Raw genomic sequence first — 14,251 nt, 5'->3', positions numbered from 1 at the left:
CCGGCCCGTCGGCTCAGTGCGGGGCACGCTCCTCAAGTGCCGTGCGCCAGGCGGGCGCTGGGCCCTCCGGTTCGGGCTCGGCGCGGCGGCCGCCGCGGGCGAAGAAGTCGGCGAGCGGGAGGATCGCGGCGCCGACGGTGACCGCGTCGGGGCCGAGCAGGCCCAGGTCGATGGTCACGCGTCCGGCGGGGTGGCGCAGCGCGTACGCGGTGGCGTGGTGGCGGACGGCGGGCAGGAACCGGGAGCCGAGCTGGAGTCCGGCCCAGCCACCGATGAGGATGCGCTCGGGCTGGAAGAGGTTGATCAGGTCGGAGAGTCCTGCGCCGAGGTATTCGGCGGTCTCCTCCAGGACGGCGAGGGCCACCGGGTCGGCCTCGGCGCCCTCGGCCGGGTAGGCGGCGACCAGGAGCGCGGTCATCGCGGTCTCCTCGTCGGTGCCCTCGGGCGGGCGTCCGCCCTGCTCGCGCCAGCGGTCGAGCAGCGACTCGGCGCCCGCGTACGCCTCCAGGCAGCCGAGGGCTCCGCAACGGCAGCGGCGGCCTCGGACCCGTACCGTCAGATGGCCCCACTCGACGGCACGGCCGTTCTCCACCTCGGGGGTGACCAGGCAGGCGCCGACGCCGGAGCCGAAGAGGACGACGATCGCGTTGCGCGCGCCGCGCCCGCCGCCGAACCACATCTCGGCCTGGCCGAGGGTCTTGGCGCCGTTGTCGATGAAGTACGGGACGGCGTCGGGGAGTTGGGAGGTGGAGCGGAGGAGTTCTTCGAGGGGGACCGCGTCCCAGCCGATGGTCTGGCCGTGCACCACGGCGCCGCGGTCCGGGGTGTGCTCGACTATGCCGGGGACGCCGATGCCCACGCCGAGGAGTTGTCCGGGTGCGATGTCGGCGGCTGCGAGAACCTCGGCTATGCCGTCGCGGATGTGGCCGACGATGACCTCGACCTCGTAGCGCTGCTGCTCCAACGGGCGTTCGGCGCGGGCGAGTTCGGTGAGGGTGAGGTCGAACAGCTCGACGCGGACCCGGGTCTCGCCGACGTCGACGCCGATCATGTGGCCGCTGTGCGGGGCGACTTGGAGGAGGGTGCGGGGTCGGCCGCCGTCGGAGTCGACGCTGCCGGCCTCCTCGACCAGGCCGTCGGCGACGAGGTCCGCGACGACATTGCTCACCGAGCCGGAGCTGAGTCCGGTCACCGGGCCCAGTTCGAAGCGGCTTAGGGGTCCGTCGAAGTACAGCCGTTGCAGTACGGCCGTGCGGTTGGCCCGCCTGAGGTCGCGTACCGTGCGCCCGTTCCGCCCCGCCATGTGGCTCCTTCCGAACCCTGCACCCTCTTAATTCACGCCCTGAACTAAGGGGCGGTGGAATGCACACTACGTGGTGGAGGCCGTCCCGTCGATCTCTCCGAGGGCGGCGAGCAGCTCGGGGCCGACCCGCTCGCGCCGCCAGCGGTTCTCTTCCGCGCCGAACTCCCTGGGGACCGCCTCGGTGAGCATGATCAGGTAGAGGTAGCTGCGGTAGAGCGCGTAGCGGAGGCGGGCCGACCGGTCGAACTCGGCCCGGCCGCCCGCTTCCCGGTAGCCCGCGAGGAACGCGTCGTCCTTCCTGATGTCGCCGAGCAGCGCCAGCGAGACGAAGTCGGCGAGGGGGTCGCCCCAGAACATGCGCTCGCCGTCGATGAGTCCGCCGATGCGGGGCGTGCCGGAGTCGCGGTCGACCAGGATGTTCCCCTGCCAGAGGTCGAAGTGGACGGCGCGCGGGACGGTGACCTCGTCCAGGGCGTCGTGGGCGGAGCGTGCCGTGCGGGCGATGTCGTCGGCGGGCAGCGGCAGCCAGGCCCGGTAGCGGCGGGCGTCGTCCAGGACCGCGTCGTAGAGCGTGGTGAACGCGGTCCGCCAGTCGGGGGCGAGCGGGCCGAGGGCGCCGGAGGGGTAGCCGAAGCCGGGGCCGGTGATCTCGTGCAGGCGAGCCAGTTGTCGCCCCAACTCCGTGCGCAGGGCGGGTACTTCGGCGTCCGTGAGGGAGTCGTCCCAGGGTTCGCCGGGGCAGAGGGTCATCAGGAGGGTGTCGCCGTCGAGGACCACGACGCGCGGTGCCGCCACCCCGGCCTTGGCGGCGGCGCCGTAGAAGTCGGCCTCGGAGACGAGGAGTTGGCGCTCGTGGGCGAGGCCGGGGGCGGTGGGGGCGGTCTTGAGGACGTAGCGGGAGCCGTCGGCGAGGGTGAGTTCCTCGACGGTGTTGTAGGTGCCGCCGCCCATCGGGCGCAGGTGGGCGAGGCGGTCCGGCGGGATGCCCGCCGCGCCGAGGATCCTCCGGGCCCGCTCCCAGGAGTCCGTCACCGTGCGCCCACCTCTCCTCCTCGCCGACGGCGAACCCTACTGAACCAGCCGCCCGCACCAACTCCGCACCGCTGTCCGGGAGATCACCGGAATCCGGTGAAGACCGCTCACCTGTCCCGCGGAGAACCTTGGCACACATCATCGACCGACTGGAGCAGATCACCATGTCCTCGACGAATCGCCGCTCTTTCCTCGCCGGGGGTGCGGCGCTGGCAGCCGTCCCCACGGTCGCCGCGCTCGCCGGCCCGGCATCGGCCGCCACGTCCGCGACGCTGCCTGACTACGCGCCCGTGCCGGCGTCCGCACTCGGTCCCGCCGTCAACTCCCAGGGCTACTACGTCGGCCGGATCGAGAAGAACCTGTACTGGGTGACCGACGGCACCTACCAGTCGGCGTTCCTGACGACCCGTGAGGGCGTCGTGCTCTTCGACGCGCCGCCGACCATCGGGCACAACCTCCAGCGGGCGATCGACGAGATGGCCGCCGCCAACGGCGTCTCCAACAGAGTGACCCACCTGGTCTACTCCCACCACCACGCCGACCACCTCGGCGCCTCGTCGCTGTTCGGCAAGAACGTGGTGCGGATCGGCCACGCCGAGACCAGGAAGCTGCTGGCCCGGGACAACGACCCGACCCGGCCGGTGCCGGACATCACCTTCGAGAAGAGCCACACGCTGCGGGTCGGCGGCGAGCGCGTCGAGCTGGCCTGGCACGGCACGAACCACACCCCCGACAACGTCTACATCCACCTGCCCGACCACAGGACCCTGATGCTCGTCGACGTCCTGCTGCCCGGCTGGGTCCCCTTCGACAGCTTCAACCTCAACGAGGACGTCCCCGGCTCCATCGCCGCCCCCGCCAAGGCCATGAGCTACCCGTGGAAGCACTTCGTCGGCGGCCACATCGGCAGGCTCGGCACACGGCAGGACATGGTCGTCTACTAGCAGTACGTGGACGACATCATCACCAACGTCAAGAAGGCGCTCACGGCGGTCGACCCCACGCCGTTCTTCGTGAAGTACGGGAACAACTCGTGGGCGGCGGTCAAGGAGTACCAGGCGGCGCAGGTCGCCTACGCCTCCGCGCCGGTCGTCAAGAAGTACACCGGCGTCCTCGCCGCCGCCGACGTCTACACGGCCAGCACGACGTTCATCATCCTCGAATCCCTGCGCCTCGACCTCGGCGTGGGCTCGGAGGTCCATGCGTGAGTGACCCCGCAGCGGCCCGCCCCGGAAACCGTGGCGGGCCGTGCGGGCCGAGCCCGGGGTCAGGCGTGAAGCGCCGCGTCCAGGGCGCCGAGGACGCCGAGTTGGGCCAGGATCACGGTGCCCGACGGATAGCAGTCGAAGCGTTTGATCTTCCCGTCCACCAGCTCGAACACATCGCAGCAGGGGGCGTCCATCCGGTTCCCGGTCGGCTGGAGCGTTCCGTCGCCCAGGCTCAGCGGGCCGTCGTGGGTGCCCTGGAGCGCCAGCTGTACGACCACGACGTCACCGCTGACGTAGACCTGGTACAGCTCGCGGTGCATGTCGGGGAAGGCGCGCCCGTAGTTCTCCACGGGGAAGGCACGGTCCCGGCCGCGATAGGTGACGCCGACCGACTGGTCGGTGAACGTCCCGTCCTCGGTGAAGGCGTCGAGCCAGCCCTCGATGTCCTTGACCTCGGCCGTCTGATAGGCCTTCCGGACGATCTCTTCGTTGTTCATGCCGGTTCCTCCTCGGGCTTGTGCTGTTCGGTGTCGGGGAAATGCCGTGCCAGTTCCGCGCGGGCCGTCTCGTCGAGACCGACGTCGGCGGCTGCGAGGTTCTCGGCCAGATGCGCGCGGGTGCGGGTGCCGGGGATCAGCAGGACGTTCGGCCCGAGGTCGAGGAGCCGGCCGAGGGCGATCCGGGCCGGGGTGACGCCGAGCCTGGCGGCCTGTGCGACGACGGCGGGGTGCGTGAGGATCCGGTGCCGTGCCTCCCCGGGCAGGCCCAGCGGACAGTACGGAACGAAGGCGATGCCCCGCCGCGCGCACTCCCGCAGGACGTCCATGGAGCGCTGGTCCACCAGGTTGAAGAGGTTCTGCACACAGACGATGTCCGTCTGCGCGACGGCTCTCAGCAGCTGTCCCAGGGAGACGTTGCTGAGGCCGACGCCCTCGACGAGCCCTTCCTCGCGGGCCTGGACCAGCGTCGCCAGCTGGGCGTCGAACCGGCCGTCCGGCGCCTCCGTCGGGTCCACCACCCGCAGGTTGACCGCCGCCAGGCGGCTCACGCCGAGCGCGGTCAGGTTCTCCTCGATGCCCTGCCGGAGCAGGGACGGCCGGTCGCTGCTGCGGGCGCCGACCTTGCTCACGATCGCCAGCCCGTCCGGACAGGGATGCAGCGCCTCCCGGATCAGTTCGTTCACCGTGCCCGCTCCGTAGAACTGCGCGGTGTCGATGTGATCCACTCCGGCGTCGACCACCGCGCGCAGCACCCGCAGCGCCTCGGCACGGTCGCGCGCCGGCCCGAAGAACCCGTCGCCGGACAGCTGCATCGCGCCGTAGCCGACCCGGTGCACCCGTCTCGGTCCCAGGGGGAAGATCCCGCCCAGCTGCTTTCTCACACCGTCTCCTGTCGGCTCACACACGTGACTCGCCCTTCGAGCGCCTGGCCAGAATCACGGCCGTGGAGGTGACCGGTCATCGCCGGGATGCGGTGATTCGCATCGACTACGCTGACCGCGTGACCAGAGGACATGGCGTCATGCCCGACCTGCCGGCCACCGCGGGCCCTGTCCGCGTACCGGGCCGGAGCCGCCCGGGTCTCATCGACCGCCGCGACCTGATCGCCGCCCTGGACCGCGCGTCCGAGCAGCGGGTGACGATGATCTCCGCGCCCGCCGGCAGCGGAAAGACCTCCCTGCTGCACGCGTGGGCCGACCGGCCGGGACGGGACCGCCGTATCGCGTTCATGTCGGTACGGCCCGGTCAGCAGGACGCGCAGCTGTTCTGGCTCGCCCTGCTGGAGGCGGTCCGCGCCGCGACGGACGCCACCGAGCCGCTTCCCACAGCGCCCGGTTTCGACGGCGGCGCGATGGCGGACAAGGTACTGTCCGAGATCACCGCGTCCGGCGGCACCTTCTACCTCGTCATCGACGACCTGCACGAACTCGGCTCAGCGGAGGCCGCCGAGCAGCTGACAGCCCTGCTCACGGCACTCCCCCGGGACGTCCACGCGATCGTCGCGACCCGACACGACCCGCCGCTGCATCTCCACCGGCTGCGCCTGACCGGGGAGTTGGCCGAGATCCGCGCCGCGCAGCTGCGGTTCAGCGAGGCCGAGACCCGTGATCTCCTCGCCGCTTCCGGAGTCGCGCTGCCCGACGACGTCGCCAGGCTGCTCCACCGGCGGGCCGAGGGCTGGGCCGCCGGACTGCGGCTCGCCGTGCTCTCCCTGACCGGGCACCCGGATCCCGAGCGGTTCGTCGCCGAGTTCTCCGGCAGTCACCGTACGGTCGCCGAATACCTGATGGCCGAGATGCTGGAGCGCCAACCACCCCATGTACAGCGGTTGTTGCTGCGCACCTCCCTGCCCGACCGGATCAACGGCGAGCTGGCCGATCTGCTCACCGGGGCGACCGGTTCGGAGCGCATCCTGCTGGAGCTGGAGGACGCCAACGCGTTCGTCGTGTCGCTCGACCCCGAGCGCACCTGGTTCCGCTACCACCACATGTTCGCCGACCTGCTCCGGCTGGAACTGCGCCGCACCATCCCGGAGGCCATCCCGGAACTGCACCGGCTGGCCGCGCGCTGGTTCGCCGAACACGCCCAGGCCGTGGATGCCGTACGACATCTGCAGGCCGCCGGCGACTGGTCCGAGGCGGCCCGGCTGCTCACCGACCACACGGTCAGCCTCACGCTCGACGGGCAGGCCGGGAGCGCGGTGGCGCTGCTGCGCGCGTTCCCGGCGTGCGTCGGCGAGGACTCCCCGGAACTGGCCCTGGTGTACGCCAACGCCGATCTGCACCGGCACCGGCTGGCGGAGGCCCGGGCGCATCTCGAGATCGCCGGGGCGTACGCCGCCACGACACCGCCCGACCGACAGCCCCGGCTGCGGACGGCGATCGCGTCCCTGAACCTGCTGCTGGCCCGGTTGCGCGGGCACTTCGACGCCGTGTTCGAGCAGGCCGACGCGCTGCCCTCGCCCGCCGAAGGCCGCTCCAACACCGAGATCGCGCTCGCCAGCGACCTCCGGGCCCTCGCGCTGCTGAACCTGGGGGTCGCCGAGGCCTGGTCGCTGCGGCTCGACGACAGCGAACGGCACCTCCTGGAGGGCGCCGCGCTCGCCCACGACATCGGCCGCCCCTATCTGGAGGTGGCCTGCCGCGCCCATCTGGGCTTCGCCTCCGGCGACCGTTCCTTCGCGCTGGTCCGGCAACGCTGCGAGGAGGCCGTCGCGCTGGCCGCCCGCTACGGGTGGGACGCGGCGGCGGTGATCGCGCCCGCCCAGGTCTCCCTGGCCGGGACGCTGATCTGCGCGGGCGAGTTCGACCGGGGCGAGCGGTGGCTCGACCGCGCCCGGCGCGTCACCCGGTCCGAGGGCGAGCCCGGCGTGCGTCTACTGGTGCATCTGACCTCCGCGATGCTGGCCGCCGCACGCGGCCAACACGCCGAGACGCTGGCCGAGTTGACCGCCGCCGAGCAGGTCCAGGCCCACATGGTGAGCCGGCACGGGCTGTCGTCCCGGGTGACCGCCTGGACGATCGCCACCCGGGCCCGCCTCGGAACGGTCGACCGCGCACGGGCCGACCTCGCCGCCCTCGACGACCGGCAGTCCGCCGTGGCCGAGATCCGCAACGCGGCGGCGGTGCTCCACCTCGCCGAGCGGGACCCCGCCGGTGCCCGCCGCGCCCTCCGGCCGGTCCTGGACGGCACCGCCCCCGTCACCTCCTTCCTCACCCCGATCGAGGCCCGCCTCCTGGACGCGCTCGCCTGCCGCGACCTCGGAGACGAACACGCGGCGGGAGCGGCCGTGGAGGAGGCCCTGCACCTCGCCGAACCGGACCGGATGATCCTGCCGTTCGTGATGACCGGCGCCTGGGAACTTCTCGACGCCCTGCCGCGCACCACCTCGCACGCCGCACTGGTCTCCGACATCCTCGACACCGTCCGCGGCGACACCCCGGGCCGGTCGGCCCCGGGCCCGGCCGAGGAACTCAGCCCCAGCGAACTGCGCGTCCTGCGCTATCTGCCGACGAACCTCACCCGCCCCGAGATCGCCGCCGAACTGTCGGTCTCGCTCAACACCGTCAACACCCACATACGGCGGATCTACGCCAAGCTCGGCGCCGGGGACCGGTCCTCGGCGGTGCACCGCGGCCGCGAACTGCGGCTGCTGTCCAACGGCCGCGGGTGAGCACCGTACGGTCACCGGATTCCGGTGACGCGGGTTCACCCGGCCACCGGCGACCATGACGTCATGGGTGATGAACCCGTCCTGTACCAGATCCGGGTCGACGGCCACCTCGGCCCCACCCTGCTCACGGCGTTCCCCGCGTTCGAGCCGGAGCAGCAGGGCACCGAGACGCTGCTCACCGGGCTGCTGCCGGACACCGCCGCGCTCTTCGGTGTCCTCGCCGGCATCGAGGCGCTGGGACTCGATCTCCTCGAAGTCCGCAAGGTACGGCCCGCGCCGGCCGAGCGAAGCGTGCCGATCGAACCGCCCCCGTCGAACGGAGATGTTCCGTGAGCGCCGAGCAGCAACAGACCGTCGACGCGTTCCTGCGGCAGTCCCCCTTCCCTCTCGACGGTGACGTCGAGGAGCTACGGCGGCGGCTGCACGCGGCGTCGTCGGCGCAGCCGCTGCCTCCCGAGGTGAAGACGGTGCCGGTCACGCTGGGCGGTGTCCCCACCGTCGAGGTCACGGTCGACGGAGTCGAACCCGAGCACGTCGTCCTGTACTTCCACGGCGGCGTCTACCTCCTGGGGGACGCCCTCAGCTCCGCGGGCCTGGCCGCGCAGGTCGGCGGACGGACCGCCGCCAAGGCCTACTCCGTCGAGTACCGGCTCGCCCCCGAACATCCGTATCCGGCGGCGGTGGACGACGCGTTGGCGGTCTACGAAGCCCTGCTGGCCGACGGCGTCAGGCCCTCGGACATCGTCTTCTCGGGCGAGTCAGCGGGCGGCGGACTCGTCGTCGCCACCCTGGTCAACGCCCGCGACCACGGGCTGCCCCTGCCGGCCGCGGCCTTCGTCATGTCGCCGTACGTCGACCTCACCCTCGCCGGGGCGTCCATGGAGACCAGGCGAGCGGCCGATCCGCTGTTCTCCCGGGAACTCCTCGAACCCCTCGTCGCCGGCTACACGGCGGGACAGGACCCCGCCCTCGGCCTGATCAGCCCCGTCTTCGCCGACCTGTCCGGTCTGCCGCCCCTGCTCATCCAGGTCGGCAGCCACGAGATCCTCCTCGACGACGCCGTACGCCTGGCCGGGCGCGCCGCCGTCGCGGATGTGGAGGTCACCCTCGACGTCACCCCCGGAGTGCCGCACGTCTTCCAGGCCTACGGCCCGATCCTCGACGAGGCCGGCGCCGCCCTGGACCGGGCCGGACGGTTCCTGACCGCACGGCTCGAAGCCTGAAGTCCTCGTCTCCCGCGACCAGTTCAGCCCGTCCACGCCACCGGCCGACCACGGCCGTCCACCGCGGTACCCGCTCCCGCCGGAGCCCCGAAGCGGGCCAGCGTGTGCCAGACCATCTTCAGGTCCTGGAGTTCGTGGCGGCCGGTGCGGGCCGCGTCCCCGATGATCCGGGGGTCGAGCACGCCCCTCTCCGCGATACGGGCGCCGAGATCGGCGTACTCCTGCCCTCGGTAGTCCGCGTACCGCCTCAACTCGCCCACGGTGAGCCGGTATCCGGGGTGCCATTCGACCGGGCAGGGCAGGCGGCGGGCGGAGGTCTCGACCTGGGTGCCGCGATAACTCACGTCCAGGACGAGGGCCTCGGCGTCCCGGGCGAGGTCGACTCCGCCGTGCACCTGGGTCTCGATGTAGTCGTTGAGGGCGTCCTGCTCGTCGGCCTCGGCGAGCGCGATCAGGGACATGCCCGCGGCGACGCCGAACTCGGTCGGTTCGGCCGCGCTGTCGGGGTAGCAGAAGGTCGCACGGGCGAGAGCCGCGCCGGTCAGCCGGAGGTGCGAGGAGCCGAACCGCGGGGCGGCGCCGACCAGTTGGTGCCGGAAGTTCAGCGCGCCGTACACCGGTCGCTCGACGGCGGGCGCCCCGTCGTAGGCCCCGGCGAAGATCCGGGCCTCCCAGCGCCAGCGGTCGCCGCCGGGGTGCGCGGTGAGGCCGCCGTTGCTGGTGCCGGTCACGAACTGCGAGTGGTACGTGCCGTCCTGGGCCAGCGCGTCGAGGATCGGGCGTCCGGCCGCCGTGCGGTCGGGGTGGAAGTTGAGGGTGATGCGCAGTCGCGGGTCGACGGCCGGGCCCGACGACCTGGCCGCGACATGGCGCAGGGCCCGCGCCTGGCGGGCCCCGGCGTCCTCGAAATCCATTGGCTCCCCCACCGCTCGCCTCACTACCCTGGGCCGAAACCTAGACCCCCTAGGTTTCGGACGGACACCACCCCAGGAGACTCCCCCATGAGATCACTCACCGAGCAGGACATCCGCGACTCCTTCGTCAACTGCTCGAAGGGCGAGGCGAAGCGCCTGGCGGTCCCCCGTGATCTCGACAGCCGTCCGTGGGGCGACCTGGACTTCCTGGGCTGGCGGGATCCGGGGGCGCCGGACCGCAGTTATCTCGTCGCCGAGCGGGCGGACGGGCCGGTCGGGGTCACCCTGCGGTTTCCGTCCGCGCAGCGCGGCTTTCTGCACCGGAGCATGTGTTCGCTGTGCGTGACGACCCATCCGGGCGGCGGGGTCTCCCTGATGACCGCGCGCAAGGCGGGCCCGGCGGGCCGCGAGGGCAACTCGGTCGGCCTGTACATGTGCACCGACCTCGCCTGTTCCCTCTATGTGCGCGGCAGGAGGATCCCCGAGTCGGGCATCCGCATCGAGGAGAGCCTCACCGTGGAGCAGCAGATCGAGCGGACGGTGGGCAATCTGACCGCCTTCCTCGACAAGCTGTACGTCTGACCTCACCCCCGAGCCGCACGAGCCGCACAAGCCGTACGTCCGACGTCACTCTCCCGGCACCGCGATGACGATCTTGCCCCGGTTGTCGCGTCGCTCGAGCCGCTCGTGGGCGGCACGTGCCTCGGCGAGGGGTACGACCGTCTCGATCGGCACGCGGTAGGTGCCGGCGGCGACCCGTTCGGCCAGTTCACGCAGGTCCGGGCGGGGGTCGTAGCCGCCGTGGACCTGGAGGTTGGTGAGCTGGAAGCCGAGGATCGAGGCGTTCTTCGGGTAGAAGTCGCGGGTGTCGACGGTGCTTGTCTCCAGGGCGACATTGGCGAGGGCGACGACCCGGCCGCCGTGTCCGATCTCGCGCAGGCTGCGCCCGAAGGCCCGTCCGCCGACGGTGTCGAGGACGACATCCGCGCCGCGCCCGTCGGTGAGCCGCAGCACCTCGTCGACCTCGGCGTCGTCCGGGTGCGCCGAGGTGTCGACGGTCGCATGGGCGCCGAACTCCCCTGCCCAGGCGGCCTTTTCGGGCGATCCGGCGAGTGCGACGACGCGGGCGCCGGTCTCGGCCGCGATCTGCACGGCCGCGCTGCCGACCCCGCTCGCGGCGGCCTTCACGACCACCGTGTCCTCCTTGGTGACGCGGGCTAGGTGCCGCAGGCAGTACCAGGCCGACAGCCAGGCGACGGGCAGCGCGGCGGCATGCGTGAGGTCGATGCCGTCGGGCAGGGCGGTCACCTGCGTCGCGGGCACGGCCGCCAACTCGGCGTAGAAACCTGGTGAGTTGACGCCGTCGAGGGCCACGACCCGCTGGCCGACGGAGAATCCGGTGACGCCCTCGCCCAACGCGGCGACGGTACCCGCGCCTTCCACTCCCGGGATCAGCGGCGGGCGTCCGGCCCGGTGGTAGTTCCCGGACCTGATCAGGGCGTCCGCGCGGTTCACGCCCGCCGCGGCGACCCGCACCAGCACCTGCCCCGGACCCGCGACCGGGTCGGGCATCTCGACCGGCACCAGCACCTCGGGCCCGCCGAACTCGTCGATCCGTACCGCACGCATACCGCCACCCACTCCCTGTCGCGGCCCCCGAACCCGGCCGACACCATTTGAACTGGTGTCACCATGCGACACCGTACGAAGCGGTGTCAAGGCATGCCCGCATTCCTCGCGCACACCGCATGAACCGGTGTGCGCGAGGTAGGCTCGCTGCCATGACCACTCCGCCCGTCTTCCCGTTCATCGGCGGACGCCCGTGCCTGAACTTCGTGGCGACGCTCGGCAAACGCCACGCCACCCCCGTCGAGCGGCTCCCCGACCCTGCCGCCCTGGCCACCTGGATCGCGGAGGCGGAGCTGTCGACGGACGCCGAACCGGTGCGGGTAACCGCCCGCGAGCTGACCGACGCGCGCACCCTGCGCGAGGCGCTGTACCGGGTCGTACGGGACGCGATGGCCGGGCGGGAACCGGCGGCGGCCGATGTCGAGCGGGTCAACGAGGCCGCCGCGCGCCCGGATCTCGCGCCCCAACTGGGCGAGCCGCGCTGGAAGTCGGCGCATCCGGCGCGCGCGGCACTGGCCACGGTGGCCCGGGACGGCGTCCTGCTGGTGGGCGGTCCGCTGCTGGAGCGGGTCAAGGAGTGCGAGAACCCGGAGTGTTCACTGCTGTTCCTGGACGACTCCCAGGCCCGCCGCCGCCGTTGGTGCTCGATGGACCGCTGCGGCAACCTCGCGAAGATCGCGGGCTATCGGTCGCGCAGCCGGGCGGCCGTGACGCGGTGAAGGTGGACCAGGACGTCGTAGCTGCGGGCCAGCGCGATGCTCCCGGGGTCCTCCGGGTAGGCGGTACCGATGCTGCGGGTCGGCCGCGCCGTGTCGAGCCATGCGCGGGCCGGTGATCCGACCGTGCGCAGATCGATCAGGTAGTCGGTGAACCGCACCTGGTCCAGGGTCCGTTCATTGCTGCCGGGGCCGGCCGGTCCCAGTGTCCAGCGGTGGATCGCGTCGTCCGGGCCGGTGGCGTTGAACGAGCCCCGGTCGAAGGTCAGACCCACGTTGAGATACCCGTTGCCGAGGGTGTCGCGGAGGAACGCCCCTTGCATCTTGGGGTAGTTGACCGGATCGGACGGCACGTACCCGATGTGGGCGTCGTGCGCGGACAGCAGCACCTTGGTACCGGTGTGCCGTTGCCACCAGACGACGTTGGCCGCCATCGTCTCGTCGCGGTAGCGCATGGCGGCGGCGATCTGCGCGGGTCGGTCGAAGTCGAAGTCGTACTGCCGGGCCACCTGGTCGACGACGGCCGCGTTCTGAACGGCCCAGTCGTACGCCGCGCGGTCCTTGCCCGGAGCCTGCCGCTTCAGCAACTCCAGTGCCCGTCCCGTGCGTTCGGCCATCTCCTGCCGTTCGGCGTACGGCTTGTCCAGGTACTGCTGGATGTACGTCCCGGCCGGGACCGTGGGCCGCAGCCCTCGGTACAGCTCGGCGAGGCGGGTGCTCAACTCCGGGTGGATACGGGCCACTTGGGCGGTGATCGAGTCGTAGAGCTCGGGTCCGGCCCAGCCGATGTCGTCGCCCATGAAGCGGACGGGGTCGCCGGGGTGCCGGACGTTGTACGCGCGCATCCACTCGACGAGCCGCAGATAGTCGGTGTTGTTCCACCACAGGTAGTCGCGCTGGAACTCCTCGCGCATGATGCGCTGCGGATCCCCTTTGCCGTACAGGACATAGTCGTCGAGCCGCAGGCCGGTGCTCCAGGCGCCCTCCAGGGCGAAGGTGCGGAAGCCCTTCTTCTCGACGAGGTGGCGGAAGACGCGGTCCTTGAGGGCGAAGAAGTCGTGCGAGCTGTGGGTGGCCTCGCCGAGGCCGACGACCGTGGCGCCGCCGATCATGCGGTCGAGCGGGCGCAGGTCGTCGGTGTCGCCGCCCGGTTCGACGGTCCGCAGGGGGTGGGCGGAGCGGTCCAGGGCGGTGACCACGGGCGAGGCCGATGGGGTCGGAGGCGCTGCCGTGGCGTCCGGGGTGCCGGCCGCCACGGCACCGAGGCCGATGAGCAGGGTCAGGATCAGTCCGGTCCGATGCCGTGTCATCGTCCGAGGGTCGCGCGCTCCGGGAACGGAGGCCATGCGGTGATCCTCCGTGCCGGGGTGGGGTTTTCCTCAGGACGCGGCGGGCGTCCAGTGCGGGTCACGGCCGAGGAAGGCGAGCAACGCCTCGGCCCGGTCGTACTCGGCCGTCACCTCTCGGGCGGGTGCGAACACCCGGTAGGCGTCGCGGAGTTGGTCGACGAGTCGGTCCGCGGCCGGCCAGATTCCTTCTGCCAGGTCCGGCGTCAGTGGCCGGTTCTGGCCGGTGGCGACCGCGATGTCCCAGGCGTGCACGGCCGCGTCCATGGCGGCCGTCGCCGCGGCGAACGGGAGGGGCATCGGGCCCAGCGGGGTCGGCACCTCATCCGCGTCGGCGGGCAGTCGGGCATAGCCCTCGGCCACCGCGCGGAGCACCTTGTCGAGTTCGGCGACCGGGTCACCGTCCAGCGCGTCCGCGGGGTGGAAGGGGTCGGAGTCGGGCCGGTCGCCGGTGAGGACGAGACCGTAGGCCTGCTGGTCGATGCGGGCGTGGTTGAGGACCTGGCGTACCGTCCACTCGGTGCAGGGCGTGGGTGCCGACCAGGCGCCCTCCGGCACGGCGGCGATCACCTCGCGCAGGTAGTCGTGCGAGCGGTTCAGTACCTCGATGCCCTGGATGTTCGTCATGAACGTTCCCCTCCTCTTCGTCCCGTCCGGTGAGGACAATCTAGGAGGCCATGCGGACAGTTACGGTCCGCAATGGGTAC

At 71.9% G+C, this 14,251-nt stretch carries 15 protein-coding genes; 7 read left to right on the top strand and 8 right to left on the bottom strand.

From position 1 onward, the window contains the following. Positions 1–13 precede the first annotated feature (13 nt). Both JHN45_RS02285 and JHN45_RS02280 read right to left on the bottom strand, forming a co-directional pair. Complete coding sequence (locus JHN45_RS02285) at positions 14–1,303, bottom strand: ROK family transcriptional regulator (RefSeq protein ID WP_200709948.1); 1,290 nt, start codon at positions 1,301–1,303, stop codon at positions 14–16. Positions 1,304–1,369: 66 nt separating this feature from the next. Next, positions 1,370–2,335 (bottom strand): phosphotransferase family protein, encoded by a 966-nt coding sequence (locus tag JHN45_RS02280; protein ID WP_200709949.1) that lies wholly within the window; start codon positions 2,333–2,335, stop codon positions 1,370–1,372. 128 nt (positions 2,336–2,463) lie between these two features. Here JHN45_RS02280 and JHN45_RS02275 point away from each other — a divergent pair, with 128 nt between their 5' ends. Together JHN45_RS02275 and JHN45_RS52720 are read left to right on the top strand one after the other, a co-directional pair. After that, a complete protein-coding gene (locus tag JHN45_RS02275) occupies positions 2,464–3,279 on the top strand; it encodes an MBL fold metallo-hydrolase (RefSeq protein WP_236583104.1) in 816 nt (271 codons plus the stop codon). 6 nt (positions 3,280–3,285) lie between these two features. Further along, entirely contained in the window at positions 3,286–3,543 is a 258-nt protein-coding gene (locus tag JHN45_RS52720; RefSeq protein ID WP_236583103.1) for a hypothetical protein, read from the top strand. A 59-nt stretch (positions 3,544–3,602) separates the two neighbouring features. On the opposite strand, the gene JHN45_RS02270 is transcribed toward JHN45_RS52720, so the two are convergent. Then, positions 3,603–4,040, bottom strand: a complete 438-nt coding sequence (locus JHN45_RS02270; RefSeq protein WP_200709950.1) for a nuclear transport factor 2 family protein — start codon at positions 4,038–4,040, stop codon at positions 3,603–3,605. Continuing rightward, positions 4,037–4,924 (bottom strand): aldo/keto reductase, encoded by an 888-nt coding sequence (locus JHN45_RS02265; RefSeq protein ID WP_307783021.1) that lies wholly within the window; start codon positions 4,922–4,924, stop codon positions 4,037–4,039. Before JHN45_RS02265 ends, JHN45_RS02270 begins: the two co-directional genes overlap by 4 nt. A 119-nt stretch (positions 4,925–5,043) precedes the next feature. Here JHN45_RS02265 and JHN45_RS02260 point away from each other — a divergent pair, with 119 nt between their 5' ends. The 3 genes from JHN45_RS02260 (at position 5,044) to JHN45_RS02250 (ending at position 8,939) form a co-directional block, all read left to right on the top strand. After that, on the top strand, positions 5,044–7,716 hold the full coding sequence (locus tag JHN45_RS02260; RefSeq protein WP_307783020.1) for a LuxR C-terminal-related transcriptional regulator: 2,673 nt from the start codon (positions 5,044–5,046) through the stop codon (positions 7,714–7,716). Positions 7,717–7,779: 63 nt separating this feature from the next. Next, on the top strand, positions 7,780–8,049 hold the full coding sequence (locus tag JHN45_RS02255) for a hypothetical protein (protein WP_200709951.1): 270 nt from the start codon (positions 7,780–7,782) through the stop codon (positions 8,047–8,049). Next, positions 8,046–8,939, top strand: coding sequence for an alpha/beta hydrolase (locus JHN45_RS02250; RefSeq protein ID WP_200709952.1), 894 nt, complete (start codon positions 8,046–8,048; stop codon positions 8,937–8,939). Before JHN45_RS02255 ends, JHN45_RS02250 begins: the two co-directional genes overlap by 4 nt. A 23-nt stretch (positions 8,940–8,962) precedes the next feature. Here the strand turns inward: JHN45_RS02250 and JHN45_RS02245 are convergent, their stop codons facing one another. Further along, a complete protein-coding gene (locus tag JHN45_RS02245; protein ID WP_200709953.1) occupies positions 8,963–9,853 on the bottom strand; it encodes a DUF3626 domain-containing protein in 891 nt (296 codons plus the stop codon). An 87-nt stretch (positions 9,854–9,940) separates the two neighbouring features. On the opposite strand from JHN45_RS02245, the gene JHN45_RS02240 reads away from it, so the two are divergent. Continuing rightward, positions 9,941–10,435: an FBP domain-containing protein gene (locus JHN45_RS02240; protein WP_200709954.1), complete on the top strand. Its 495-nt coding sequence runs from the start codon at positions 9,941–9,943 to the stop codon at positions 10,433–10,435. A 45-nt stretch (positions 10,436–10,480) separates the two neighbouring features. Here JHN45_RS02240 and JHN45_RS02235 read toward each other — a convergent pair whose 3' ends face one another. After that, a complete protein-coding gene (locus JHN45_RS02235) occupies positions 10,481–11,482 on the bottom strand; it encodes a zinc-binding dehydrogenase (protein WP_201047771.1) in 1,002 nt (333 codons plus the stop codon). A 152-nt stretch (positions 11,483–11,634) separates the two neighbouring features. Between JHN45_RS02235 and JHN45_RS02230 the strand changes: the two genes are divergently transcribed. Further along, on the top strand, positions 11,635–12,201 hold the full coding sequence (locus tag JHN45_RS02230; protein WP_200709956.1) for an ABATE domain-containing protein: 567 nt from the start codon (positions 11,635–11,637) through the stop codon (positions 12,199–12,201). Here the strand turns inward: JHN45_RS02230 and JHN45_RS02225 are convergent. Both JHN45_RS02225 and JHN45_RS02220 read right to left on the bottom strand, forming a co-directional pair. Further along, the gene (locus tag JHN45_RS02225; RefSeq protein WP_200709957.1) at positions 12,165–13,508 is read right to left on the bottom strand and encodes an erythromycin esterase family protein; all 1,344 of its coding nucleotides are present in this window, start codon (positions 13,506–13,508) and stop codon (positions 12,165–12,167) included. The genes JHN45_RS02230 and JHN45_RS02225 overlap by 37 nt on opposite strands. Before the next feature lie 69 nt (positions 13,509–13,577). Continuing rightward, complete coding sequence (locus JHN45_RS02220; protein WP_200709958.1) at positions 13,578–14,171, bottom strand: TIGR03086 family metal-binding protein; 594 nt, start codon at positions 14,169–14,171, stop codon at positions 13,578–13,580. Between the last annotated feature and the right edge of the window lie 80 nt (positions 14,172–14,251).

Source organism: Streptomyces sp. MBT53, from assembly GCF_016654115.1.
Lineage (GTDB): Bacteria > Actinomycetota > Actinomycetes > Streptomycetales > Streptomycetaceae > Streptomyces.
This window is presented reverse-complemented; position numbering and strand designations above follow the sequence as displayed.